The following is a 24,403-nucleotide window of genomic DNA, read 5'->3' as shown; positions in this document are numbered from 1 at the left end:
CACTAATTTCACAAGCGATTGCAGTTTAATCTCTTAATTGGTGGTTAGTTATGCGCATAGCGTTTAACTAACAGTAGCAAGCCCTAGTTGGTTTAGTGCTATAGCTATATTTTATTGGCTATTGGTTTGGCGAGTGCCGAACAATATTAACAATAAAATGGAGACACGGGAGATGCATTTACAAGCGAAGCGGCTCTCAAAGCTGGCGCTTAGTCCTGTGCTGATGTTACTCAGCATGCTGGGTACAGCTGCCTGGGCTGAAGAAGCTCAGCGCTGGCAGACTAACCTCACGCCAGGCGTTACTGAACTCGGTGCAAAAATTTACGACTTACACATGACGGTTTTTTGGATCTGTGTGTGGATAGGCGTAGTTGTTTTTGGCCTAATGTTTTATTCAATTTTAACTCACCGTAAATCACTGGGCGCTAAACCCGCCGATTTCCACGAAAGTACCTCGGTAGAAATAGCTTGGACCGTAGTGCCTTTCATTATTCTGATTGTGATTGCCTTCCCCGCCACAAAAACCCTGTTAGAGGTGTATGACACCGACGATGCGGACTTAGATGTGATGATTACCGGCTATCAATGGAAGTGGAAATACGAGTACATAGACCCTAACGGTGACAATGTCTCCTTCTTCAGTAACCTGCGTACCGGCAAAACTGAAATTTATAACGAAGATGCCAAAGGCCAACACTACCTACTAGAGGTAGACGAGCCCATGGTGCTTCCGGTGAACAAAAAAGTACGCTTTTTGGTTACCGCCAACGATGTAATCCACGCTTGGTGGGTGCCAGCCTTAGCGGTTAAGCGCGATGCCATTCCCGGTTTTATCAACGAAACTTGGACCAAGGCTACCCAAACCGGTATCTATCGCGGCCAGTGTGCCGAGCTCTGCGGTAAAGACCACGGCTATATGCCTATAGTGGTTAACGTAGTTGAAGAGGCCGAATACAAAAACTGGCTAAACGAGAAAAAGTCACAGGCTGCCGAAATCAAAGCACTAATGAGTAAAAACTTTAGCCTCGATGAGCAAATGGCAGCAGGTAAAGAGGTTTACGACAAAAGCTGTGCCGCTTGCCACGGAGCCAACGGTGAAGGCGGTGTAGGTAAAGCCATAGCCAAGAGCCCCATAGCTACCGGTGCCTTAGCTACCCATTTAGATGTAGGGGTTAACGGGGTACCGGGTACAGCCATGCAAGCCTTTGGCGGTCAAATAAACGATGTTGAGATGGCGGCGGTCATTACCTACCAGCGTAATGCCTTCGGTAATAATATGGGCGATGTGGTACAGCCCATAGACGTCTACAACTTCAAGCAAGGTAAATAGGAGGCCACTATGAGTGCACATCACGGGCCTGCTAAAGGCTTTACACGTTGGTTAACGACTACCAATCACAAAGACATAGGCACTATGTACCTGTGGTTTAGTTTTGCCATGTTTATCCTGGGCGGTGCTTTCGCCATGGTTATACGTGCTGAACTGTTCCAGCCAGGCATACAAATTGTCGATCCTGAATTTTTTAACCAAATGACCACCATGCATGGCTTGGTGATGGTGTTTGGTGCCATTATGCCGGCTTTTGTGGGCCTGGCTAACTGGTTAATCCCTATGATGATAGGTGCGCCAGATATGGCGTTGCCACGCATGAACAACTGGAGCTTCTGGATTTTACCGCCCACGTTCTTAATGCTGGCTTCAACCTTGTTTATGGATGGCGGCGCACCCAACTACGGTTGGACTTTTTACGCGCCACTGTCTACCACCTATGCGCCACCCAGCGTGACCTATTTTATATTTGCCATCCACTTAATGGGCTTGTCGTCCATTATGGGCTCTATCAATATCATCGCTACCGTGGTGAATATGCGTGCCCCTGGTATGACCTATATGAAGATGCCACTGTTTGTGTGGACCTGGTTGATCACCGCCTTCTTACTGGTTGCGGTTATGCCGGTACTGGCGGCCTGTGTCACCATGATGTTGATGGATATACACTTTGGCACCTCCTTCTTTAGTGCTGCCGGTGGTGGTGATCCGGTATTGTTCCAGCATATATTCTGGTTCTTTGGTCATCCCGAGGTATACATCATCATACTGCCTGCTTTTGGTGTGGTATCGCAGATTATCCCCACCTTTGCGCGCAAGCCGCTATTTGGCTATGACTCTATGGTGTACGCCACCGCCTCTATCGCCTTCCTGTCGTTTATCGTGTGGGTACACCACATGTACACCGTGGGTATACCGGTAGCCGGTGAGCTGTTCTTTATGTATGCCACCATGCTGATCGCGGTGCCTACCGGGGTGAAGGTGTTTAACTGGATTACCACCATGTGGCAGGGGGCAATGACTTTTGAAACCCCCATGCTGTTCTGCCTAGGTTTTGTTTTCCTATTTACCATAGGTGGATTTACCGGGGTGATGCTATCGCTGGCGCCGGTGGACTTCCAGTATCACGACAGCTACTTCGTAGTTGCTCACTTCCATTACGTGATGGTGGCGGGTGCGGTGTTTAGTATGTCGGCGGCGGTATACTACTGGTTGCCCAAGTGGACAGGCAAAATGTACGACGAAGGCATGGGTAAGGCCCATTTCTGGATCTCCTTTATAGGCTTTAACCTCACCTTCTTCCCGCAGCACTTCTTAGGCTTAGCGGGCATGCCACGCCGTATACCCGATTACGCCCTGCAGTTTTCTGACTTCAATATGATGTCGTCTATAGGTGCGTTTATCTACGGTGCTTCACAACTGCTATTCTTATTTAACGTGCTGCGCACCATATTAGCCGGTAAGCCAGCACCAGCAGAGAAAGCATGGGAAGGTGCCGAAGGTTTGGAGTGGACGCTGCCATCACCTGCGCCCTACCACACCTTTACTACACCACCCAATGTGAAATAAGGCATAGGCAAGATAATCATGGCCGAACAGCAGCAAACATCTATCAGCAAAACCGTTATCAAATTGGTGGCGACGGTAGTGTTTATGCTGTTCTTTGTGCCTTTAGTGATGGTGCCCTTGTATAACGTGCTGTGCGAGCAGCTAGGTATCAATGGCAAAACAGGTGGGCGTTATGAAGTGGTCGAGGCTGGTGTTGATACTAGCCGCACGGTAACCGTGCAGTTTGTTGCCACCATCAACGATCAAATGCCCTGGCAATTTCGCCCCACGGTGACCGAGCTAAAAGTGCACCCAGGGGCGATAAACAGCACCGTGTTTTATGCAAAAAATCCGCGCGACTACAATATGGTGGCACAAGCTATACCCAGCTTAACCCCCGGTAGAGCCACGCAGTATTTTCATAAAACCGAGTGTTTTTGTTTCAACCAGCAACCCCTAGCGGGCGGCGCTGAAACAGAAATGCCCCTGCAGTTTATAGTCGATAGGGATTTACCCGCCGACATAAAAACCATCACCTTGTCTTACACCATTTTTGATGTCACCGAGATGGTAAAAAAACCTTCGGTAGCATCGCGATAGATTTATCAATGACAATAAGAAGGGTCTTTTTTCTTAACGCTAACTAAGATAAAGAAAGCCATAAAGAGAAAAGAATAAACGGAGAAATAAAATGGCAGGTCAAAGCAATAACGGTCACGAGACCTATTACGTGCCAGAGAGCAGCCCACTGGCGTTTCTCGCCAGTATCAGTTTGTTCCTGACTTTATTCGGCGCAGCCAGCATGATTAACGATATGTCATGGGGCGATCCAGATGTTGCAACTAACTCAAAAATCTATTTTACCGTAGGCTTGTTTTCATTTTCTGCGGTTTTATTTTGGTGGTTTCGCACTACCATAGTAGAAAATCTAGCGGGCAAAAACAGCGCGCAACTTAAACGCTCTTACGTTATTGGTATGCAGTGGTTTATATTTTCAGAGGTGATGTTTTTCTTCGCCCTGTTTGGCACGCTGTGGTATGTGCGCAACCTGGTAGGCCCTTGGTTGGCTGGCGAAGGTGAAGGGGGCCGCATGAACGGGCTATTGTGGCCGGGCTTTGAATACAACTGGCCTATGAACACAACGCCACAAGATGCCGTGGGCATAGCCAATCAAACCATAGCCAACAACGGTACCTTTAAAGGCGCTGACGGCACGGTAGACTGGACACATATTCCGCTCATTAACACCATATTATTATTAAGCTCATCGGTAACTTTGCACTTTGCGCACCACGCCTTAAAAGAAGAGCAGCGCAGCAAGTTTAATATGTGGTTAGGTGTTACCTTGATATTAGGCTTTGTGTTTGTTGGCTTCCAAGTGGTGGAATACCAAGAGGCTATGCATGAGTTAGGCCTAACTTTAGGGGCAGGTATATACGGTACTACCTTCTTCTTTCTCACAGGTTTTCACGGCTTTCACGTGTGTATGGGGGCGATTATGCTAACCATACAGTGGTTGCGCTCCATGAAAGCAAGCCACTTTACTAAAGACGACCACTTCGGTTTTGAAGCTTCGGCTTGGTATTGGCACTTTGTGGATGTGGTGTGGATATTCTTGATGTTGTTTGTTTATATTCTTTAAGCTACAAGCTACAAGCTACAAGCTACAAGAAAAAAGAAAAACGGCGGGGCGAAAGCTACTGCCGTTTTTTTATGGGTGAATTTATGTAGGGAGGGTTTTGGATTCCGGCTTGCGCCCACAGCTGTCCGGGATAAATTATAGGAAAATGCGTTTCGGCCTACACTATAAGCACGAAACGCGTTAAATCAGAATGGAGACTCAATTTTTAATGCGTCACCCTCGCGAAAGCGGGGGTCCAGAACAACGGAATAGATCAATCCAGGAAAATTACTTTGAGTTTAATAACAGCCTGTATTTATAGTCGTTAATGGTAAATTTGAATGTTGATGTGTGTAGGCCTTTTATCGTAACTGGATACCCGCTTTCGCGGGTATGACGATTAGGAGATTATTCCGGACAGTAGTGGGCTTGCGCCGGAATGACTGTGACTAAGCCGAAGTAGTTTTGTCTTACCCAAGACACTCCTGGCAGTCGCGGGGCAGGCTCTGCCGGACTTGATCCGGCATCCATAACTTTCTTCTTGTGCAAAGAAAAAGTACCTCGGCCAAGAGGGCGAAACCCTTTCTAAATTGTAACCGCGCTAATAAAAAGAAAATATACGGGATCAAGCCCAGTAAGAACTATAGCTATTCAGCAACAGGCTTAGCCGCCTGCGGTACCGGCCCCTTACCCCAGGGGGCTTGCGACTTTAATTGCCCAGTAGTTACGCCATAAGTGACAAAACCCATTAATAAAACCGCAATTATTAGTCGAACACTGATAGAATTCCACAGGCCGTCTTGATGTTTATCGCCTTGGTCTTTTATTAAAAAGCCAAAGCCGGTAAATAGGCTAATAACCAGGGCAATAAATAAAATAATAATGACAACTTTTAACCACATTTTTTATTCTCCGTTATAAGTTAGTCCAGAGTATACACAACAGTTATGGCTACAACAGCGCCCAAAGCAAGATTAACACTAGCGATCAACTGGCCGGCAACAGTCTTGGCCTTGGCGCTACTGCCGTTGTTGTTGTGGCTGGGTTGCTGGCAGCTAGATAGAGCCGAGCAAAAGCGCGTACTTAAGGCCCTGTACAGCCAGCGAGCGGCCAGTGCGCCGGTGCCTATCAGCCAGTTAGAAAACCCCGCAGATAGCCGTTACCAACCGCTCATCGTGACTGGCCAGTATCTGCCGCAGTGGAACTTGTTACTGGATAATAAAATTTATCGCGGCAGTTTTGGCTACGAACTGCTAACAGCGTTTGAGTTAGATGGCGGCGCAGCTGATAAGAGCCAATGGCTATGGGTTAACCGCGGTTGGCTTAAGGGCGATGCCGCCCGTTTAAGCCTGCCTGCGATTCCACCGCCGCCTGCGGGGCCGCAGCAATTAATTGGCCAGTTGCATATACCACAATCAACCATGATGCAGCTGGCAGCCGATAACAACAAAAAATGGCCTAGAGTGACACAGGTTTTAGACATTAAGCACTTGCAACAAGAAATGCAGCAGGCTATGTTTCCATACTCGCTGCGTTTAGCTCAAGGCGCAGCGGGAGTGTTAGAACGCAATTGGCTGGTGGTTAATATAGAGCCCGCCAAGCACACCGGCTACGCCGTACAGTGGTTTAGCCTGGCAGCGATGGCAGTGATAATACTGTTGCTGGCCAATACCAACCTTTGGGCGCTATACAAGCAGCGCAAGGCGCGGCAGCAATAACCTAAAGCCAAATAATAAAAGGGTTAACAGGGTGACAGAATTAGCAGCAAAACAACAGAGTAAAGCCGGTAGTGGCCGCACAGTGTTATATGCCATAGTCGGTATACCCGTCGCGGTATTACTGTTATCAACACTGCTGTATTACATGGTCAATAATAAAGTATTAGATTTAGGCACAGTGAATAATGGCGTATTAATTACCCCGCCGCTACAGCTAGCCGAGCTGCCGTTAACAACACGCAACGGCCAGCCCTATGACTACAGCCAGCCCGAACCTAAATGGAGCTTTGTTGTGATAGGTGGGAGTGAATGCCAACACAGCTGCGAGCGCATGTTATACCTTAGTCGCCAAGCCCATCACGCCCTAGAGCGGCGTGTGCCACAGGTGCGACGCTTATACCTAAACTACGACGATAGCGTGGGTCAATCACTACAGGGTTTGTTAGCTGAACAATACAACACGACTGACATGCTCTATGTCGCTAAAAAAGATTTACAGCAACTGCTGGCGGGTTCAGCGGTGGCGGAGCTAGCGGAAAATCGCTTTTATGTGGTCGACCATCACGGCTGGCTAATGATGTACTACCAAGCCGAAGACCTGCAGCAAGGCACCTTAAATGACTTGGGCAAAAAAGTGATTAAGGATATGAAACGTTTGTTGAAGTAGTTAAAGTTGATAGTTCCTAGTTCCTAGTTCCTAGCCGCTAGAAAATAATTAAAAAATAAGTTGAGGCCACAACATTGTTTAACTCAGCAGAAAAAAGAAAGCCCGGTTTTAAGCTGGCCCTGTTTGGCACGGTATTGGCGGTATTTGTTCTAGGCTTGGGGGCGTTTACCCGCTTGGCTGATGCGGGTTTGGGTTGCCCCGATTGGCCGGGTTGCTATGGCCATATGTTTTGGCCAGACACTGCGACCGAAGTAGAAAAAGCCAATCAATTGTTCCCCGACACGCCGGTAGAACACGACAAAACCTGGCCGGAGATGGTGCACCGTTACTTTGCCTCGGCACTGGGTTTAATCAGTATTATTTTAGTGGCGCTGGCCTTTAAATACCGCAGCCCAGAGCAACCCTTTAAACTACCCTTGTTTATGCTGGGCTTTATTATTTTGCAGGGCATGTTTGGCATGTGGACGGTCACCCTTAAACTGTGGCCGCAAATCGTTACGGCGCATTTGCTGGGGGGCTTTACCACCTTTAGTTTGTATTGGTTGCTAACGCTACGTTTAAGCAATAATCCTTGGCAGTTGCCTAAAGATGTTTATCAAAAAGTAACAGCATTAAAAAAATGGGCCTTACTGGGTTTAATTATCGTCGCCTGCCAAGTCGCGTTAGGCGGCTGGACTACCTCTAATTACGCAGCAGTAGCCTGCCCTGATTTACCGACTTGCCAAAACCAGTGGTTACCAGCTATGAACTTTAGCCAGGGCTTTGATATTTTTCAGGCCATAGGCCCAAATTATTTGGGCGGCACTATGGATAATGAGTCGCGCATCGCCATACATTTTAGCCATCGTATAGGTGCAATTATCACCAGCGTGTATTTAATTATTTTGGCTATGATGATGTTGCGGCTGGGGCCCCGTAGCCCAACTCAGCGCATGGCAAAAATTGTCATCATTATGCTAAGCCTGCAAGTGCTATTAGGCTTGGGGAATATCATCTTTAAATTTCCACTGGCTATAGCCGTGGCTCACAACCTAGGCGGCGCATTGTTACTACTGGTTATGGTTACCCTAAATTACCAAGTACAAACCAGCCGTAGCCAGTAAACTAAACTCATAGAGATAATAAAAAGAAGTACTATGTCAAATACCCTGCAGCAAAGCGTTACCCAACGCGCGCACTGGCGCGACTATTACGAATTAACAAAACCCAATGTGGTTTACTTAATGTTGTTAACGTCGGTAATAGGCATGTTTATGGCCACCCCCGGCAGTGTGCCTTGGCAAATACTGCTGTATGGCAATATAGGCATAGGCCTGTGTGCGGCAGCGGGTGCCGTGATCAATCACTTAGTGGATCAGCGTATAGATATTATTATGGCGCGCACCCATAACCGGCCAGTAGCACAGGGCCGGGTTAGCCGCAGTGGAGCCGCTATTTTTGCCACAGTGCTGGCCATTACGGGCATGGGTATATTATTAACGCAAATCAACCAGCTTACCGCTTGGTTAACTTTTTTCTCGCTGGTGGGTTATGCCGGTGTATACACTTTATGGCTAAAGCGAGCCACGCCACAAAATATAGTGATCGGTGGCCTGCCCGGTGCGGCACCGCCGTTACTAGGTTGGGTGGCGGTAACCAATAGTGTAGATGGCCATGGCCTGTTATTAATGCTAATCGTATTTGCTTGGACGCCGCCCCATTTTTGGGCGCTAGCCATACATAGGCGTGATGATTACGCCAAAGCAGGCATACCCATGTTGCCGGTTACCCACGGCATTAAATACACCGCCTACCACATTATGCTGTACACCTTAGTGTTAATTGCAGCAACCTTATTGCCCTTTGCTACCGGCATGTGTGGGCCTTTGTATTTAATAGGCGCCACGGTATTGGGTTTAATATTTTTATACTGGGCTATACAAATTATGCGCGAAAAACCCAAAGCCCCCATGGCAACTTTTAAGTTTTCAATTTTATATTTAATGATGCTGTATATGATTATGTTAGCGGATCATTATTTATTTCCCGTGGTAAGACGAGCAGGTGAGGTAGTGCTGTAATGGCTGATAATAATGGTTTAAACCGTAAGCAAATGCGCGGCATAAAATTAACAATAGCAGCCGTTATAGGCTTTATTGCCATCGTCTTGTTTGTGTTTATACAGGGCTTATCGCGCACACCTATACTCAGCAAAGAAGAAATAAAAAATAATGGTGCCTATTTGTTTGAAAACCCCAGAGCACTGCAAGATTTTAAATTAGTTAAAGGCGATAACAGCGCTTTTACACCCGCAGATTTACAGGGTAAATGGTCGTTGGTGTTTTTTGGTTTTACTTTTTGCCCGGATATTTGCCCCACTACCATGGCGCAGTTAAAGCAGTTTTACGATAAGCAAACCGGTACAGAGTTTGCCGATGACACCCAGGTTATTTTGGTGTCGGTAGATCCTGGCCGCGACACACCCGAAAAAATGCAGCAGTATGTGAAGTTTTTCCACGAAGAATTTACCGGCGTAACTGGTGAGTTTTTAGATATACACCGCTTTGCTACTCAGCTCAATATTCCCTTTGCCAAAGTACCGGGCGGTGGTGAAAACTATATGGTCGACCACAGCGGCAATGTGGCGATTATTAATCCGCAGGGGCATTATGTGGGGTTTTTCCGTTCGCCCATAAACGTCACCATGATGGCTAAGGCCTACGGTTCTATACGGTATTGGTTTGAATAATACTGTTTAAGCTACAAGCTACAAGCTACAAGCTACAAGCTACAAGCTACAAGCTACAAGGGAAAAATTTAGTTTGGGCGAATAAGTTCTAGCGCGGTTTTATTGCAGGGCGCTAGCTCTACATCGCTTTCACCCAGGCTGTGGGTGCGTTCACCCCAGCGTAGTAGGTGCGCCGACCAGGTCAGGCCACCGCCAAAGGCGGGCATTAGCACTAAACTGTTGGGTTTAACTCTGCCCTCTTCTATGGCCTCCACTAATGCTACCGGTGCGGTAGCTGCCGACATATTGCCGTAGCGCTGTATGTTAATAAATACTTTGTCGCGGGGCAGCTTTAGCCGTTTGGCTAAGGTGTCGATAATGCGTAGGTTAGCTTGATGCGGCACCACTAAATCAATTTGATCGGCGTTAATCTCTGACTTGGCTAAAACTTTTTGGCAGGCCTGATCCATACCGCTAACGGCTTTTTTAAATATCTCTTGGCCCTCAAAGGCCCAGTGTAGTTGATTGTTAATAACGGCATTTTTGGCTTCTTTTAAGCCCCAGCCATTAACCGCCAATATTTCGCGGGACTCGCCATAGCAGCCCAGAGACTCGGCAATCACACCACACTCTTGGGCATCAGCTTGTAAATAAAAAGCCCCTGCACCATCGCCAAATAATACAGCGACATTGCGATTGCTCCAGTCCATGACGGTAGAAATCACCTCCGCCCCTATCACTATGGCATTGTTTACCACCCCGCTTTTAATCATGGCGGTGGCTACAGTCAGGGCATACATGCCACTGGTGCAGGCGGTATTCACATCCATACAGGCCGCATTAGCTGCGCCTAATTGCTTTTGTACATTGGAGGCGGCGTTAGGGCACATTTCGTCAAAGGTGGTGCTGCCAAAAATAATCAGCTCTACATCCGTGGCCTGTTTACCGGCACAGGCTAGCGCGCGGGCGGCGGCTACAGTGGCTAGGCTGCTCACCGGCACATGGGATATGCGGCGCTCTTTCATGCCGGTGCGGGTGGTGATCCATTCGTCGTTGGTATCTAACAGGGTAGCAAGGTCGTCGTTGCTGAGTATGGCGGGGGGCAGGCATTTGCCCCAGCCAGTGATATTGGCATAACGCATAGTGGTCTCAAGCTGTTCTTAGTAACAAGGCATTGTATGAGTTAACAGTAGCCTAAAAAATAGCATAAAGCGCCTTTATCATTGGCTTATACGCAAGCCTTAGCCACCGCGGGCTGTGGCGCTTTACTAGTACGTACAAGCTTGTGTCACTACAAGCTTAGCAATACCCCATGTTGGCCTTTGGCTTTATAGCCGGCCTGGCAAACATATAAGCGCTTGCTGCTTATGCCTTGGGCAATAAAAATACTTTTCACCGCTTTGCTGCGTTGCTCGGCCAGTTGTATAAGCTGCGTGTCGGCAACCTGGCTTTCGTCGTTGTTGTGGCTGCTTGCCAGTGCGGTTTTATCTTTGGCATTGGCGCTACCGCATAGGCTCAAACTTAACTGGGGCCGTTGTTGCATAAGCAGCACCACTTTTTTGGCGTAGTCATTGATATTGTCAGCAAGCTCGGCTTTGCCCGGTTCAAATTCCATCGCTTGTAGTTTAATGCTGGTTGCTTTCTCTCCTAAATATTCGGCGGCCAATAAAATACTGCTATAGGGTTGCAGGGTATATTTTAGGTAATGGGTCGCACCGCTCACTAGCGAATTACTGAGCGCCTCATTAACAATATCGCTAAGCCCTATTCCCAGTTTATCTACAGGGCCTTTGATGGGTATTTCTAATTCAATATTATTATTGCGGTCGCGCAAAACATTTAAGGCCATATCCAGTGGAATATTTAACTTACGCTGTATGCTGGGGTTTTTATTCTTTTTGGCTGCCTGTAATTCTAACTGCCTGATGGTGAGTTTATTGCTGGCGTTTAGCTGTTGGTCGGCAAGCGCAACAGTAAATTTATGGTCTAGCTGGCCTTTACTAAATTGGTAACCTAAATAAGATTCGGCATAAGGTGAAATATCAGTTAGCTCTATGGCCTCCATAGTGCCTTTAATATTAACGCTGGCTGGCGTAGAAAATAAGGCCATGTCGCCGCTGGCCTGGATTTGAGAAAACTCACCCATGGCGGCGTCTAAATTAATGGCAGCTGTTTGGTTGGTGCCATGGTTGGTTATATTTGCTATCGACAAATTTTTAAGCTGTAGCTTTTGTTTAACGCTGGGTTGAAAGCGTTGATCTTCAAAAAATAAATAACTTTCGCCGCCTAGCATAATGTTATTAATAGCAAAGGCTAGGGGTTTGCGGCTGTTGTCATCGTTAGTTTTGGCTACGGGTTTATTGGTACTGCCAGTGCTAGCCGCGTTATTAAAATCAGCAATCAATGACTGGCTGATGGGGTTGATAGCTAGTTCACCTTGGTCATTAATTAAAGCGTGGTACTGGCTGTCATTAATTGTGATTTGCTTAATTGCCAGGCCTCTATCCGGGGCATAAGTAATACTATCAGCCAGAAACAAGCCATTATAAAATTTAGCGTCTTTATCATCTTTTTGCGGTAGCAATTGTAAATTATCAAGGCGTAAGCTAGTGGCGGCCGTAGCAAGATTTTGGTCTAGAGTTAGTTCCTTAAGCGCTAGCTGCTTAAACTGAGCCAGTGCTTGTTGATTACTATTGTTAATGAGTTGTAGTTCACTAATGCTTATATTGTGGCTGCTGTTATAGTTAATAGTATCAGCTTGTTTAGCCAAGTTGATTTTACCCTGCCATTGCAGTTGCTGGTTATTCAGGACTAGTGTTCTATAGCGGGCTTTGGCCTGTTCTATAACGACTGTGCCGTCTATTTCAGCACTGATATCGCCTTGTTGGTTGCGCTGAGTATTAAAAGTAATGTTTAGCTGTGTCAGTGCGCTGATATCTAAATCCAGTAATTGCGCAAAATCTTTAAGCTGTAGTTTTTGCAGTGTTAATGTACCCACTAGCTGCTGTTGCTGGGATTGAATATTGCCGGTGGCAGCTAGCGTAATGGGGGCATTGTTCCAAGCGGCAGTTATTTGTAAATCTAAAGGCTGCTCATGCACGGTGCTGAACTGCTGTAGCTGTAGCTGCGTTATACTAAATTTACCCGTTAAGGTTTGGCCGTGTACATCTAGCGAGCTATTGCTGAGTTTGAATTGCTGTAAGGTAAGCGCTGGTAGTAGCAAAGCGCTTTCTGTTTGTTTAGCTGTTGCTGTGGTATCGGCTGGCGGTATTAGCAGTTGCCACTGGCCATTACTGAGTTGGCTAAGCTGTGCTTGCAGGCCATCTATGGCCACGGCTTCTATAGTGACTACGCCATTAAGTGTTTGCCACCAATCTAAGTCTAGGCTGAGTTTTTTTAATGTTAGGGCTGGCTGGCCTTGTTGCTTAAGTGCTAGTTGTTCTATTTCTATATTGGCGGTAAATAGATTGAGGTTAATGTCGTCTATGCTTAATTCACCCCAGCCCATTTTAGGTGTGGCTTGTATTAATGCAAAGCGCAGCAGTTCAGGTAGCAGTGCCAGCACAATAATAACTGCAAGGCTAAGTTTACTGAGTTTAGAGCGTAAAGCGGCAGGTATAGTCATAAAGATAATCAGTACGGTGATGGTTTAGTTAATGCTGCAAATAAACAGGCTAATAAAAATCGCTGGCCATTAGCCAGTTTTAACCGTGGCAACTATTTTTTATAATCAGTAGGCTTTTCTAACTCTTGCACTAAGTAACTTATCTCTTCGACTTTTTCAGTGAATAGCATTTGTGCATCTTGTAAACCGCGATTATAAAAATAAGCGCCAATTTCTTTGGCGAAAAAATCAAGTAAAAACTCTGCCTCAAAGCTGCCTATGTCTTGCTCTAGCTCGTCGTTAAAATAGCTTTTAACTTTGTGAACTATGCGCTCTTTTTCGTCAGTTGAAAATTGTATGTCAGTCATAACAGTTTATCGGAATATTACTGTAATAAGGGCTTAGGTTTGCTGATTGTTGAGCTGGGCAAACTTATCTCTAAAAATGTCGCGCAACAGTAACATAGCCGGGGTTATTTGTTTGCGGTTAGGGCAAATTAAATGCAGTTGGGCTGGGCGCAAAGCATAATCAGCTAACACCCTCACAACTCGGCCATGGCGTAAATCGTCGGCCATATCAAAGTGGGATTTATAGGCTATACCCCTACCTGCTACTGCCCAGCGGCGCACTACCTCGCTGTCATTGCTGCTGCGATCTCCCGATACGCTAACCTTTACAGGGGCGACCCCTGCAGCACTGCTGGCGCTAAACTCCCATAAATCGTGCAGGCGATTATTGCGTTGGTAAAGCAGGCAATTGTGCTGGCTTAAGTCATTGGGTTGCTGCGGGCTGCCGTGCTTAGCCAAGTAAGAGGGGGAGGCACACAGTATGCCCTCGGTTTCAGCCAGCTTAAAAGCCACCATGGAGGAATCCTCTAAGGCACCATAGCGTATGGCCAAGTCTATATTATCTAGGAAGAAGTCAGCGATGGAGTCTCCCAGGGTTAAGCTAATGGATAGGTCTTGGTGCTGCGCCATAATCTCGTCTATCCAGTCTAGCAGCAGATTGCGCCCCAAATCAGAAGGGGCCGAAATTCTTAGCTCTCCTGCCACCTTTCCCTGCAAGGCATGTAGCGAGGCTTTGCCGGCATCCAACTGGCTTAACGCTTCGCGACAGTAGATTAAAAAACGCTCTCCCGCCGCGGTGATACGTAAGCGCCGGGTGGAGCGTATAAATAGCTGTGCTTGCAGTTGTTTTTCTAGGCGTTGCAATGCGGCACTGGCGGTAGCGGTGCTGATATCCAGCTGCTCGGCAGCTCGGGAAATACTGTTGTTATCGGCAATTTGAATAAAAAGCGCGAGGTCATTAGTGTTCATTGTCAAAAATATTTTGATTATGTCTTGTCTATAGACCTGTTTATAGCATGTAAAGCTTGCTCAATAATAGCCCCATACCGTTATTAAGCCCTAGGCTGGTCTTAGGGGAAACACAAGAGGACATACCATGAAAGCGATTGCATATACCAAGTCATTACCGATTACTGATGCCCAATCATTATTCGATCTAGAGCTGCCCCAGCCTGTCGCTAGCGGCCAAGACCTGCTGGTTAAGGTCAAGGCCATAGCCGTCAACCCCGTTGATTACAAAGTGCGCCTTAATATGCCCCCTGCCGAGGGCGAGCACAAAGTGCTGGGCTGGGATGCCGTGGGTGAGGTAGTGGCTACAGGTGAGGACGTCAGCCAGTTTAAGGTGGGCGATGTGGTGTATTACGCGGGCGACCTTACCCGTGCGGGTAGCAATGCCGAATACCAATTGGTGGACCAGCGCATCGTGGGCCACAAACCTAAAACCTTGTCTGATGCAGAGGCAGCGGCTCTGCCCTTAACTGCTATCACCGCCTGGGAAATTTTATTTGAGCATTTAGCCATAAAGAAGCAAGCAGCTGGCACTAACGAAAAATCGAAAGAGGTGATTTTAGTGGTAGGTGCTGCCGGTGGTGTAGGCTCTATTTTGATACAAATTGCTAAAGCCATTACCGGTGCCACCATTATCGCTACCGCTTCACGCCCCAGCTCTAAAGAATGGGTGCAGCAATTAGGGGCTGACTATGTGGTAGACCACAGCAAGCCACTGCCAGCACAAATTGCCGCGTTGAATATAGGTGCAGTGACCCACGTAGCTAGCTTAAACGGCACAGGCAATTATTTTGAAAGTTATACCGAGCTATTAGCGCCTTTTGGCAAAATCGCCATGATTGATGATCCGCAAAATATTGATATCAGTAAACTTAAAATGAAAAGCCTATCGTTACACTGGGAGTTTATGTTTGCTCGCTCTATGTTTAATGCTGACGATATGATTGAGCAAAGCCGTTTATTAAATCAGGTGTCGGAGCTTATAGACCAAAATCATATCAAAACCACGTTAGGCAAAAACCTGGGCGCGATTAATGCCAGTAACCTTAAGGCGGCACACCAAGAGCTAGAGAGTGGCCGCTCTATTGGCAAGATAGTGTTAGAGGGTTTCTAAAGTAGTAAACCTAGTTTTAATAGTCGTTATTGTTGAGTTTGCGTAATAGCAGGCTCAACAATTTTTTAGTAAAAAATATTCTGTCAATATTAATACCCAGCTGGTAATTGCTAGCTTTAGGTTTAATACAACAACTAGGTTGGATTAAAAATACCCTGCACCTCCTGCATAGATAAATCACGGCTTTGCCCTGGCAATAAATCCTCGTCTAGCATTAGGCTGCCCACCGAGTCCCGGTGCAAGCTTAAAACGGTGATATTGAAATGGCCAAACATGCGTTTGATCTGATGGTAGCGGCCTTCCACCAAAATCACTTCGGCGCTGTGGCTGGTTAAGCTATTCAATGTGGCTGGCTTGGTGATGACATTTTCATAGGCAAAGTAAATGCCTTGGGCAAAGGCAGTTATCAGCGCTTGGCTAATAGGCTTATCGAGGGTAACCCTATAACGTTTTTTAATAGGCTGCTCTGGGCTGTTTAAGCGACGCGACCAACGGCCGTCATTGGTTAGTAGTAATAAGCCTGTAGAATTAAAATCTAAACGCCCGACTATGTGTAAATTATCAGCGCAGCCGCTAGGCAGTAAGTCGATAACCGTTTTATGTTTTTCATCCTTAGTGGCGCTAACCACGCCTTGGGGTTTATGTAATTGAATATAGCTAGGGCTGTTTGCTTGCAAAACTTGATCATCAAATTGCACGTGTGTGTATTCATCAACCGGCTGTTGAATACTGGTAGCGACTTGCTGGTCTAGCTGCACGCGCCCCTGCGCCAGTAACAAGCGCACATCTTTACGGCTAATATTGAGCTGGCCACTTAAAAAGCGGTCTAGGCGGGCGCGTTTAGATCTCACAGTATGGCTGGATAGTTTTTGCTGGGGAGCTAAGGCTTACACAATAATGACGGCACATATTACAGATCTCTATTTTTATACGGCTAGAGTTGCAGAGTGTACAGTGATTTAAGCAAGGCAAACAAATACTGGGGTTAATCTAGCGTCGCTAGCGTTTAAGCCTGCTGTTGTTTGACCAGCCAGCGAAACAAAGCAAACTGCGCAGGCAAATAAAAAAGATATTCCGGGTGCCATTGCACACCGATAATGGGATATTTGTCAGATTCAATCGCCTGGCTAATATTGTCCAGGTCCCAGCCGACTATCTTGAGCTCGGCACCGGGGTTTTTTACGGCTTGATGATGCAAGCTATTAACGCGCAAACGGGTTTTACCGCATATAGCGGCAAGAGTAGATTCAGCGGCTAAACGCACCTGCTTAGTGGCCAATAGCCCTGGGCGGTTATAGGTGAGTTGGCGTATGGGCCTGATATCCTGGTGTAGATTGCCGCCTAACACCACATTAATGAGTTGTGCGCCACGGCATATGCCTAAAAGCGGCAGGCGCTGGTTTAATGCTTTTTCTATACACTCAATTTCTAACTGGTCGCGCTCAGTATCCAGGGTAACGGGTTGCTGCATATCGCCTTGGTAATGCTCGGGGCTAATATCATCGCCGCCACCAATAATAAGCGCATCAAAATTATCGTGCTTGGGTGTGTGACGGGTGCTAATGCGATGCGCGCTAGCGCCCGCTAGCTGCAAGGCCAGTGCGGTGCAATACCAGCTGGGAGACCAGCGCTTGGCGTTACCGGTTACACCAATGCGTGTTTTGTTAACCATAGATCAATACGCTCTAGCCATTTTTTGCGATTTACCCCGGTGATAGCTTGGTTTTCCTGCACAAATATTTGGCCTAAGGCATCAAGGTCATCGTGGCGCTGTGCTAATGCCTCAACCACCCACCAGAGATTCCATGATTGAGCCAAAGACCAATCTTCATGCTCAATATTGCAGTTGGGTAAACGATAATGAAAGGTGGGCCTAGCTTTAATTCTGGGGTCATCAACGACTAGCCGCAGCCTCTTAGGATAGATTTCTGCAAATAGCGGCAACAAATCTAAGGCGCGATTACGAGAGGCGTTATAGGCCAAATAATCTGAAAAAAGTGTGTCCATGCTGGGTTGGCTGCGTGACAGTAATAGCGCTATATACTGGTTGGAATACAAATCGATATAGGGGCTTATTTTGCGGCTGGCATTTACATCATGGGCGTCCACCAACCACCACTGCAACAATGCAAACGCGCGTAGGTAAGAAAATATCGTAGTCGCATCTAGGTTGGGCAACTCGGGGTTAATATGTACACCGTAGGCCGCCAATAAAGACTCTTCCGTGCCCACCGCGCCAGCTTGGCGCAGGGCAGCAACCATAGGCTGCAAGGTATTTAATGCCTCTATGGCGATAGGCGGGCACACCACCTCTATGGGTACTAATACACTGGCAGCACTGCTGAGTAAGCTAAGCCACTCTTCGTTTTCACCGCTTTGCCCTTTTTCAGCGGCTATACGTTTTAGGTAACTCCAATCAATTTCAACCGTAAAGTCACCCAGCGCATCTACCCTTATCACCTGTTCGGCAGCGGTTTGCTGCACTATGGTGCCGCCCAGTGTGGTCAAAATGGCACTGGCCGCTTGCTCCAGGCTCAGCCCTGAAAACTCCAGCTCAAATCCCACCCGGCGGGGGTGGCCGCTAGCATTAAGCATAACCGGCGGTAGTTTAAAATCGAGGGTACTTGCCATAGCCAATATCCTAAATTAATAGTGGCAAAGTGAATTAAGGCCTATAGCTTAGCGCTTAACGTTGGGGTCTGCAGCGCTTTGGCGGTTTATACAGCGACATAAAAAAATAAGCGGTTATTGGACGTATTTATGTGTGTAGGTGCACAGCTAAGGCTATTTCAATTATTGCTGGGCGCTAAGCTAATTGTCGGTAAAATTTACAGGCTTGTAGTGATCTTGTTGTAAGCGTTTGATTTAATTTGGTTTTTTTCTTGGTGTTATTTTTGCTTAAGTGATTCTATTGTTAATTAATTAAGGAAAACCTATGAAAGCACTAAAGCTATCTATCGCAGCCCTAGGGTTAATATTTTCACTAACTGCTAATGCTATCGTTATTAGCGGCCCAACTGCAGGTACTGTGTATAGTGATAACGTTGATTTGATAACCGGTGGTGTTGTTAATGGTAACTTGGGGCTAAATGGTTTTGGCTATACCGCCAATATCTATGATGGCTTGATTACGGGTGACCTAGGTGTTTTAAATGGCATTAATCACACAGCTAATATTATGGGTGGGTCAATAGCCAATGATATTAGACTAAACGGTATAGACCATATTATTAACATTACTGGTGGTAGCTTTGGCGGTGAATTCTTTACCAATGGCTTTGATAGCATAGTAACCGTAACAGGTTATGGTTTAAGTGTATTAGGTAATTTTAATAGCTACGCCGGTGCGCAAGTGACAGGCTTTTTATCTGATGGCAGCGCCATTAATAATATCTTCCGCTCTAACGGTTCGGGCCATGTTCTTAATATTGTTAACACGGCTAGCGTTTCTGAGCCCAGCACTATAGGTCTGCTACTAATGGGGCTAGTGGTAACAGCTGTTGCCCGCGTCAGAAAAAGCTAAACCTTCAAGTTTTTGATCTTACCAGGCCGCCTTTAGGGCGGCCTTGTTGTTTATGGCGTATTCATTATTTACCGCCCCTAGTTTATAAATATCTGCTCAAACTGCTTAATGTTCTGCTGAATATAATCCAAAAACGCCTGCATGCTGGGGGTGAGGTGCTTGGCCTGCGGATACACCACACACCAGCTGCGGCGCAGCGGAAAGCCAGCAATATTGGCAATGTTCAATTTACCCAGTTCTAGCTCCGGCAATATGCTGAGCTTGGGCAATACCGCTACTCCTAACCCTGCCATTACCGCGTGCTTAATGGCGTCATTAGAGCCCAGCTCCATACTGGGCTTAATGCGCAGGCGTTGCTGTTGGCAGTGCAGCTCCAGTGCCAGCCTATTACCCGAGCCCGGCTCGCGCATTAGCAATTGGCTATCTAAAAACTCTTGTGGGCTGATACTGGCTTGTTGCAGCAAGGGGTGGCCCTGGGGCAAAACCGGCACTAGCTCGTTATCTAAAAACGGTAGCGAGGTGAAGGGTTTGTCGTTGGGCACCATGGCCATAATCACCAAGTCATCGCTGTTGTCGCTGAGCCGCTGCAGGGCGGTGGCGCGGTTTACTACTTTTACGCTCACATTGATTTGCGGGTGCAGGTTAAGAAAGGCGCGCAGCATATAGGGCACTACATACTGTGCGGTGTTTACCGCGACTAACTTCAGCTCACCGGCTACCTGCCCCTTGAGAGCCGCCATATCCGTTTGCAGGTCACCCAATTCAGTAAAAATCGTATTAATGCTTAGCGCCAGCCGCTCGCCAGCAGCGGTATAAAACAGCCGCCGCCCCACGTATTCAAACAGGGTTTGCTCTAGGGCTTGCTCCAGCTGGCGTATCTGGCTGCTAACAGCGGGCTGGGTTAAGCCTAATAGATCCCCGGCTTTGCTGTAGCTTTGCAGTTCGTATACCGCCTTAAAGATTTGCAGCTGCCTAAAAGTGAGGCGGCCGATAAGGTTTTTAATGGATAGGGGCATAATCTGGGTCGTTTTCTATTTATCTATAAGTAATACCTTATAGATAAACCAAATAATATCAATTTTAACTTATTAAGGCGTAGAGGTAGCATGGCCAGCAATCCTTAACCTAAAGGTCGAATAACGCAGCCAGTAGCAACTGAGCCGAGAGAGCAGCATGTTAAAAAAAGTATTAATTGCCAACCGTGGCGAGATAGCCGTGCGCATAGTGCGGGCCTGTGCCGAAATGGGTATACGTTCCACCGCCATTTATACCGAGCCCGACCGCTACGCCCTGCATGTCAAGCGCGCCGATGAGGCCTACTCACTGGGTGAAGATCCATTAGCGGGCTACTTAGACCCACTGCGCATAGTCAACCTAGCCTTAGAGACCGGCTGTGATGCCATACACCCCGGCTACGGTTTTTTATCAGAAAATGCTGAGTTCGCCCGCCTGTGTGAGCAAAACGGGGTGACGTTTATAGGCCCACGCTCCGAGTTAATCCATCAAATGGGCGACAAAACCCAAGCCCGCGATGCCATGCGTGCAGCCGGTGTGCCCATTACCCCCGGCTCAGAGGGCAACCTAGCTGATATTGATGAAGCCTTAGCCCTAGCTGCCGAGATAGGCTACCCGGTGATGGTCAAAGCCACCTCTGGCGGTGGCGGCCGCGGCATACGCCGCTGCGACAGCGCCGAAGAGCTCAAACAGCAATACCCCCGCGTTATCTCCGAGGCCACCAAAGCCTTTGGCTCTGCCGAAGTGTTTATGGAAAAGTGCATAGTTAATCCGCGCCACATAGAGGTGCAAATACTGGCCGACAGCCACGGCAACGTGGTGCACCTATACGAGCGCGACTGCTCTATACAGCGCCGCAACCAAAAGCTCATTGAAATTGCCCCCAGCCCCCAACTCACCCCAGAGCAGCGCCAGTACATAGGCGGCCTAGCCGTTAAAGCAGCCGAGGCCGTGGGCTATACCAATGCCGGCACCGTAGAGTTTTTGCTGGCGGGTAACGAAGTGTACTTTATGGAGATGAACACCCGGGTACAGGTAGAGCACACCATTAGTGAGCAAATTACCGGGGTAGATATAGTGCGCGAGCAGCTGCGCATAGCCGCAGGCCTAAAGCTGAGCTACCGCCAGCAGGATATTAGCTATCGCGGCTACGCCCTGCAATTTCGTATCAACGCCGAAGACCCCAAAAACGACTTTTTACCCAGCTTTGGCCGCATCTCCCACTACTACGCTCCCGGCGGCCCCGGTGTGCGAGTGGATACCGCCATTTATACCGGCTATGAAATCCCCCCCTATTACGACTCCATGTGCCTCAAGCTAGTGGTGTGGGCCCTAACCTGGGAGGAGGCCGTAGCCCGTGGCAAGCGTGCGCTGGATGACATGCGCCTGCACGGCATCAAAACCACCGCCAGCTATTACCAGCAAATCTTGCAGCACCCTGATTTTGCCGCGGCCAACTTTGATACCAGCTTTGTGCCCAGCCACCCCGAGCTGCTCAACTATTCCGATAAGCGCCACCCCAGCGAAACGGCACTCGCCTTAGCCTCCGCCATTGCTGCTTATGCAGGCTGGTAAGCCCTAACTTAACAACATCAAGAATAACCATTGCCGCAAGCCCAGCTTGCGCAGGAGAAACCAACCATGACCAAGCCAACCGCCGTAGCCGTCACCGATGTGATATTGCGCGATGCCCACCAATCGCTAATTGCCACCCGCATGCGCACCGAAGACATGCTGCCCATATGCGACAAACTAGACCAAGTAGGCTACTGGTCGCTAGAGGTATGGGGCGGCGCCACCTTTGATGCCTGTGTGCGCTTTTTAAAAGAAGACCCCTGGCAGCGCCTGCGCCAGCTGCGTGCCGCCCTACCCAACACCCGCCTGCAAATGCTACTGCGCGGCCAAAACCTCTTGGGCTACCGCCACTATGCCGATGATGTGGTAGAGGCCTTTGTGGCCAAGTCAGCAGAAAACGGCATAGATGTATTTCGCGTGTTTGATGCCCTTAACGACGTACGCAACCTAGAAACCGCCATGAAAGCGGTCAAAAAAGCGGGCAAGCATGCTCAGGGCACCATTTGCTACACCACCAGCCCTGTGCATACCCCCGAACTTTTTGTGCAGCAGGCCCATGCCATGCGCGATATGGGCGCAGACTCCATCGCCATTAAAGACATGGCCGGTTTGCTAACCCCCTACGCCACCTACGATTTGGTCAAAGCCCTTACCGCCGAGCTAGATGTGCCGGTAGTGGTACACAGCCACTCCACCGCCGGTTTGGCACCGCTATGCCAGCTTAAAGCCATAGAGGCCGGTGCCAGCCACATAGATACCGCCATCTCCGCCTTTGCCAACGGCACCAGCCACCCCGCCACCGAGGCGCAAGTGGCCGCCTTAAAAGACAGCCCCTACGATACCGGCTTGGATTTAGCGCTGCTTAGCGAAATCGCCGAATACTTTAGGGAGGTGCGCAAAAAGTATCACCAGTTTGAAAGCGAATTTACCCGCGAAGATGTATCCGTGCAGATTAACCAAGTGCCCGGTGGCATGATGTCCAACCTGGCCAACCAATTAAAAGAGCAAAACGCGCTGGATAAAATCCAACAAGTGTTTGCCGAAATCCCCAAGGTGCGCAAAGACCTAGGCTACCCACCGCTAGTGACCCCTACCTCACAGATAGTAGGCACCCAGGCGGTTTATAATGTGCTGGCCGGCCAGCGCTACAAAACCATTACCAACGAAGTAAAGCGCTACCTGCAAGGCGGCTATGGTGCGGCCCCCGCCAAGGTAAATGAAGAGCTGCTTAAGCAAGCCATAGGCAGCGAGCATGTGGATGTGGGCCGCCCCGCCGATTTACTGCAGCCCGAGCTTAACAAGCTGCGTGCCGACATAGGCAGCCTAGCCCAGTCGGAAGAGGATGTGCTTACCTACGCCATGTTCCCCGACTTGGGGCGCGAGTTTTTGCAGCAGCGTGCCGAGGGCAGCCTTAAACCCGAAGAGCTATTGCCAGTAGCCAGCGCCAAAGACAGCAAGCTGAAACAAGCCGGTGCCTCAGAATTTAAAATTGCCGTACACGGTGAGGTTTACGATGTAGCCATCACCGGCGTAGGTGGCCACGAGGCCGGTAAGCGCAAGCTATACCTGTCCTTGGATGGCATGCCCGAAGAGGTCATCTTCGAGCCGCTAAACGAATACCAGCACCAAGGCGACAGCGGCCGCAAACACGCCAGCGAGCCCGGCCACGTTAGCACCACTATGCCGGGTAATGTGGTAGAAGTTATGGTACAAGTAGGCCAGCAGGTAGCGGCAGGGCAATCAGTGCTAGTGGCCGAAGCCATGAAAATGGAAACCGAAATTCATGCTAATATCGCTGGCACAGTAAAAGCCATACATGTGGCCAAGGGTGATAGAGTAACGCCCGGCGAAGTGTTAATAGAAATAGGCTGATAGCTAACCGATCAAGCTTGTCTAAAAAATGCCCGCTTGCCTGTAGGCCTACACGCGAGCGGGGAAATTCACAGTTAGCAACAGAGATGAACCGCAGTGGAAAAAATAATCAAAGGCGTACTCAACTTTCGCAAAAATATTTACCCCGAAAACAAAGACCTGTTCGGCTCGTTGGCAGATGGCCAAAACCCCGATGTATTGTTTATTACCTGCTCAGACTCCCGCATAGACCCCAACATGCTCACCGGCTCTGACCCCGGTGATTTATTTATCTGCCGCAACGCGGGTAATATTATCCCACCGCACAGCAACGAAACCGGCGGCATGACCGCCTCTATAGAATACGCTGTGGCGGTGCTGGGGGTGAGGCATATTATTATTTGTGGCCACACCGATTGCGGTGCCATTAGAGGTGCGCTGGACCTAAACGCACTTAACGGCCTGCCCCATGTTAAAGAGTGGCTAAGCCATTGCCGCTCGGCCATGGAAATAGTGCGCGAGCGCCACGGCATCCCCTATGACCAGTGCATAGATGCCGAACACATGACCGAAGCCATAGAAGAAAATGTACTACAGCAAGTGCAGCACATACGCACCCACCCCGCGGTAGCCGCCAAACTGGCTACCGGCAAAGTGCAAATACACGGCTGGATCTACAACATCAAAAAAGGCGGCATACGCTGCTGCAATCACAACGACAGCACCTTTAGAAAGTTTGACGAGGTGTATGCCGATATTATTGAAGCCTTGTAAGG

At 48.3% G+C, this 24,403-nt stretch carries 23 protein-coding genes; 14 read left to right on the top strand and 9 right to left on the bottom strand.

The window, feature by feature from the left end:
- Positions 1 to 172: 172 nt before the first annotated feature.
- The 4 genes from coxB (at position 173) to NO559_RS13775 (ending at position 4,520) form a co-directional block, all read left to right on the top strand.
- Positions 173 to 1,330, top strand: coding sequence for a cytochrome c oxidase subunit II (coxB, locus tag NO559_RS13790; protein ID WP_258332447.1), 1,158 nt, complete (start codon positions 173 to 175; stop codon positions 1,328 to 1,330).
- A gap of 9 nt (positions 1,331 to 1,339) precedes the next feature.
- Positions 1,340 to 2,899, top strand: a complete 1,560-nt coding sequence (gene ctaD / locus NO559_RS13785; RefSeq protein WP_258332446.1) for a cytochrome c oxidase subunit I — start codon at positions 1,340 to 1,342, stop codon at positions 2,897 to 2,899.
- Between the two features lie 18 nt (positions 2,900 to 2,917).
- Positions 2,918 to 3,478: a cytochrome c oxidase assembly protein gene (locus NO559_RS13780; RefSeq protein WP_258332445.1), complete on the top strand. Its 561-nt coding sequence runs from the start codon at positions 2,918 to 2,920 to the stop codon at positions 3,476 to 3,478.
- A gap of 91 nt (positions 3,479 to 3,569) precedes the next feature.
- Positions 3,570 to 4,520, top strand: a complete 951-nt coding sequence (locus NO559_RS13775; RefSeq protein WP_258332444.1) for a cytochrome c oxidase subunit 3 — start codon at positions 3,570 to 3,572, stop codon at positions 4,518 to 4,520.
- 626 nt (positions 4,521 to 5,146) lie between these two features.
- Here NO559_RS13775 and NO559_RS13770 read toward each other — a convergent pair.
- On the bottom strand, positions 5,147 to 5,401 hold the full coding sequence (locus NO559_RS13770) for a DUF2909 domain-containing protein (protein ID WP_258332443.1): 255 nt from the start codon (positions 5,399 to 5,401) through the stop codon (positions 5,147 to 5,149).
- 45 nt (positions 5,402 to 5,446) lie between these two features.
- On the opposite strand from NO559_RS13770, the gene NO559_RS13765 reads away from it, so the two are divergent.
- The 5 genes from NO559_RS13765 to NO559_RS13745 all read left to right on the top strand — a co-directional run bounded on the left by NO559_RS13765 (position 5,447) and on the right by NO559_RS13745 (position 9,612).
- Positions 5,447 to 6,217, top strand: a complete 771-nt coding sequence (locus NO559_RS13765; RefSeq protein ID WP_258332442.1) for an SURF1 family protein — start codon at positions 5,447 to 5,449, stop codon at positions 6,215 to 6,217.
- Between the two features lie 31 nt (positions 6,218 to 6,248).
- The gene (locus NO559_RS13760; RefSeq protein ID WP_258332441.1) at positions 6,249 to 6,884 is read left to right on the top strand and encodes a hypothetical protein; all 636 of its coding nucleotides are present in this window, start codon (positions 6,249 to 6,251) and stop codon (positions 6,882 to 6,884) included.
- Between the two features lie 74 nt (positions 6,885 to 6,958).
- Positions 6,959 to 7,987 carry a heme A synthase gene (locus tag NO559_RS13755; protein WP_258332440.1) on the top strand — a complete coding sequence of 343 codons (1,029 nt, stop codon included), beginning with the start codon at positions 6,959 to 6,961 and terminating at the stop codon, positions 7,985 to 7,987.
- A 9-nt stretch (positions 7,988 to 7,996) separates the two neighbouring features.
- The gene (cyoE, locus tag NO559_RS13750) at positions 7,997 to 8,944 is read left to right on the top strand and encodes a heme o synthase (protein WP_375542742.1); all 948 of its coding nucleotides are present in this window, start codon (positions 7,997 to 7,999) and stop codon (positions 8,942 to 8,944) included.
- On the top strand, positions 8,944 to 9,612 hold the full coding sequence (locus NO559_RS13745; RefSeq protein ID WP_258332438.1) for an SCO family protein: 669 nt from the start codon (positions 8,944 to 8,946) through the stop codon (positions 9,610 to 9,612). Before cyoE ends, NO559_RS13745 begins: the two co-directional genes overlap by 1 nt.
- Positions 9,613 to 9,680: 68 nt before the next feature.
- Here the strand turns inward: NO559_RS13745 and NO559_RS13740 are convergent, their stop codons facing one another.
- The 4 genes from NO559_RS13740 to NO559_RS13725 form a co-directional block, all read right to left on the bottom strand.
- Positions 9,681 to 10,733, bottom strand: a complete 1,053-nt coding sequence (locus NO559_RS13740; RefSeq protein ID WP_258332437.1) for a ketoacyl-ACP synthase III — start codon at positions 10,731 to 10,733, stop codon at positions 9,681 to 9,683.
- A gap of 149 nt (positions 10,734 to 10,882) precedes the next feature.
- Complete coding sequence (locus NO559_RS13735; RefSeq protein ID WP_258332436.1) at positions 10,883 to 13,216, bottom strand: DUF748 domain-containing protein; 2,334 nt, start codon at positions 13,214 to 13,216, stop codon at positions 10,883 to 10,885.
- A 92-nt stretch (positions 13,217 to 13,308) separates the two neighbouring features.
- Positions 13,309 to 13,563 (bottom strand): DUF2164 domain-containing protein, encoded by a 255-nt coding sequence (locus NO559_RS13730; RefSeq protein WP_258332435.1) that lies wholly within the window; start codon positions 13,561 to 13,563, stop codon positions 13,309 to 13,311.
- Positions 13,564 to 13,596: 33 nt separating this feature from the next.
- Positions 13,597 to 14,511, bottom strand: a complete 915-nt coding sequence (locus NO559_RS13725) for a LysR family transcriptional regulator (RefSeq protein WP_258332434.1) — start codon at positions 14,509 to 14,511, stop codon at positions 13,597 to 13,599.
- 127 nt (positions 14,512 to 14,638) lie between these two features.
- On the opposite strand from NO559_RS13725, the gene NO559_RS13720 reads away from it, so the two are divergent.
- Entirely contained in the window at positions 14,639 to 15,664 is a 1,026-nt protein-coding gene (locus NO559_RS13720) for a zinc-binding alcohol dehydrogenase family protein (RefSeq protein ID WP_258332433.1), read from the top strand.
- Positions 15,665 to 15,798: 134 nt separating this feature from the next.
- Here the strand turns inward: NO559_RS13720 and NO559_RS13715 are convergent, their stop codons facing one another.
- The 3 genes from NO559_RS13715 to NO559_RS13705 all read right to left on the bottom strand — a co-directional run bounded on the left by NO559_RS13715 (position 15,799) and on the right by NO559_RS13705 (position 18,295).
- The gene (locus tag NO559_RS13715) at positions 15,799 to 16,515 is read right to left on the bottom strand and encodes a pseudouridine synthase (protein ID WP_258332432.1); all 717 of its coding nucleotides are present in this window, start codon (positions 16,513 to 16,515) and stop codon (positions 15,799 to 15,801) included.
- A 155-nt stretch (positions 16,516 to 16,670) separates the two neighbouring features.
- A complete protein-coding gene (locus NO559_RS13710) occupies positions 16,671 to 17,336 on the bottom strand; it encodes a gamma-glutamyl-gamma-aminobutyrate hydrolase family protein (protein WP_258332431.1) in 666 nt (221 codons plus the stop codon).
- Positions 17,309 to 18,295, bottom strand: a complete 987-nt coding sequence (locus NO559_RS13705; protein WP_258332430.1) for an amidoligase family protein — start codon at positions 18,293 to 18,295, stop codon at positions 17,309 to 17,311. Before NO559_RS13705 ends, NO559_RS13710 begins: the two co-directional genes overlap by 28 nt.
- Positions 18,296 to 18,599: 304 nt before the next feature.
- Here NO559_RS13705 and NO559_RS13700 point away from each other — a divergent pair, with 304 nt between their 5' ends.
- Positions 18,600 to 19,187: a PEP-CTERM sorting domain-containing protein gene (locus NO559_RS13700; protein WP_258332429.1), complete on the top strand. Its 588-nt coding sequence runs from the start codon at positions 18,600 to 18,602 to the stop codon at positions 19,185 to 19,187.
- A 77-nt stretch (positions 19,188 to 19,264) separates the two neighbouring features.
- Here NO559_RS13700 and NO559_RS13695 read toward each other — a convergent pair whose 3' ends face one another.
- Positions 19,265 to 20,203, bottom strand: coding sequence for a LysR family transcriptional regulator (locus NO559_RS13695; protein WP_258332428.1), 939 nt, complete (start codon positions 20,201 to 20,203; stop codon positions 19,265 to 19,267).
- A 157-nt stretch (positions 20,204 to 20,360) separates the two neighbouring features.
- Here NO559_RS13695 and NO559_RS13690 point away from each other — a divergent pair, with 157 nt between their 5' ends.
- From NO559_RS13690 to NO559_RS13680, 3 genes are all read left to right on the top strand, one after another.
- A complete protein-coding gene (locus NO559_RS13690) occupies positions 20,361 to 21,776 on the top strand; it encodes an acetyl-CoA carboxylase biotin carboxylase subunit (RefSeq protein ID WP_258332427.1) in 1,416 nt (471 codons plus the stop codon).
- Positions 21,777 to 21,842: 66 nt separating this feature from the next.
- Positions 21,843 to 23,648: a sodium-extruding oxaloacetate decarboxylase subunit alpha gene (gene oadA, locus NO559_RS13685; RefSeq protein ID WP_258332426.1), complete on the top strand. Its 1,806-nt coding sequence runs from the start codon at positions 21,843 to 21,845 to the stop codon at positions 23,646 to 23,648.
- A 96-nt stretch (positions 23,649 to 23,744) separates the two neighbouring features.
- A complete protein-coding gene (locus NO559_RS13680) occupies positions 23,745 to 24,401 on the top strand; it encodes a carbonic anhydrase (protein WP_258332425.1) in 657 nt (218 codons plus the stop codon).
- The last annotated feature ends 2 nt before the right edge of the window (positions 24,402 to 24,403 follow it).

The organism is Dasania sp. GY-MA-18 (genome assembly GCF_024734385.1).
GTDB lineage: Bacteria > Pseudomonadota > Gammaproteobacteria > Pseudomonadales > Dasaniaceae > Dasania > Dasania phycosphaerae.
This window is presented reverse-complemented; position numbering and strand designations above follow the sequence as displayed.

Coding starts and splice junctions, on each gene's coding strand:
- NO559_RS13780 (WP_258332445.1), top strand. CDS start 2,918: ATGGCCGAACAGCAGCAAACATCTATCAGCAAAACCGTTATCAAATTG.
- NO559_RS13775 (WP_258332444.1), top strand. CDS start 3,570: ATGGCAGGTCAAAGCAATAACGGTCACGAGACCTATTACGTGCCAGAG.
- NO559_RS13690 (WP_258332427.1), top strand. CDS start 20,361: ATGTTAAAAAAAGTATTAATTGCCAACCGTGGCGAGATAGCCGTGCGC.
- NO559_RS13730 (WP_258332435.1), bottom strand. CDS start 13,563: ATGACTGACATACAATTTTCAACTGACGAAAAAGAGCGCATAGTTCAC.
- NO559_RS13735 (WP_258332436.1), bottom strand. CDS start 13,216: ATGACTATACCTGCCGCTTTACGCTCTAAACTCAGTAAACTTAGCCTT.
- NO559_RS13765 (WP_258332442.1), top strand. CDS start 5,447: ATGGCTACAACAGCGCCCAAAGCAAGATTAACACTAGCGATCAACTGG.
- ctaD (WP_258332446.1), top strand. CDS start 1,340: ATGAGTGCACATCACGGGCCTGCTAAAGGCTTTACACGTTGGTTAACG.
- NO559_RS13725 (WP_258332434.1), bottom strand. CDS start 14,511: ATGAACACTAATGACCTCGCGCTTTTTATTCAAATTGCCGATAACAAC.
- NO559_RS13770 (WP_258332443.1), bottom strand. CDS start 5,401: ATGTGGTTAAAAGTTGTCATTATTATTTTATTTATTGCCCTGGTTATT.
- NO559_RS13700 (WP_258332429.1), top strand. CDS start 18,600: ATGAAAGCACTAAAGCTATCTATCGCAGCCCTAGGGTTAATATTTTCA.
- NO559_RS13695 (WP_258332428.1), bottom strand. CDS start 20,203: ATGCCCCTATCCATTAAAAACCTTATCGGCCGCCTCACTTTTAGGCAG.
- coxB (WP_258332447.1), top strand. CDS start 173: ATGCATTTACAAGCGAAGCGGCTCTCAAAGCTGGCGCTTAGTCCTGTG.
- NO559_RS13710 (WP_258332431.1), bottom strand. CDS start 17,336: ATGGTTAACAAAACACGCATTGGTGTAACCGGTAACGCCAAGCGCTGG.
- NO559_RS13740 (WP_258332437.1), bottom strand. CDS start 10,733: ATGCGTTATGCCAATATCACTGGCTGGGGCAAATGCCTGCCCCCCGCC.
- NO559_RS13745 (WP_258332438.1), top strand. CDS start 8,944: ATGGCTGATAATAATGGTTTAAACCGTAAGCAAATGCGCGGCATAAAA.
- oadA (WP_258332426.1), top strand. CDS start 21,843: ATGACCAAGCCAACCGCCGTAGCCGTCACCGATGTGATATTGCGCGAT.
- NO559_RS13705 (WP_258332430.1), bottom strand. CDS start 18,295: ATGGCAAGTACCCTCGATTTTAAACTACCGCCGGTTATGCTTAATGCT.
- NO559_RS13720 (WP_258332433.1), top strand. CDS start 14,639: ATGAAAGCGATTGCATATACCAAGTCATTACCGATTACTGATGCCCAA.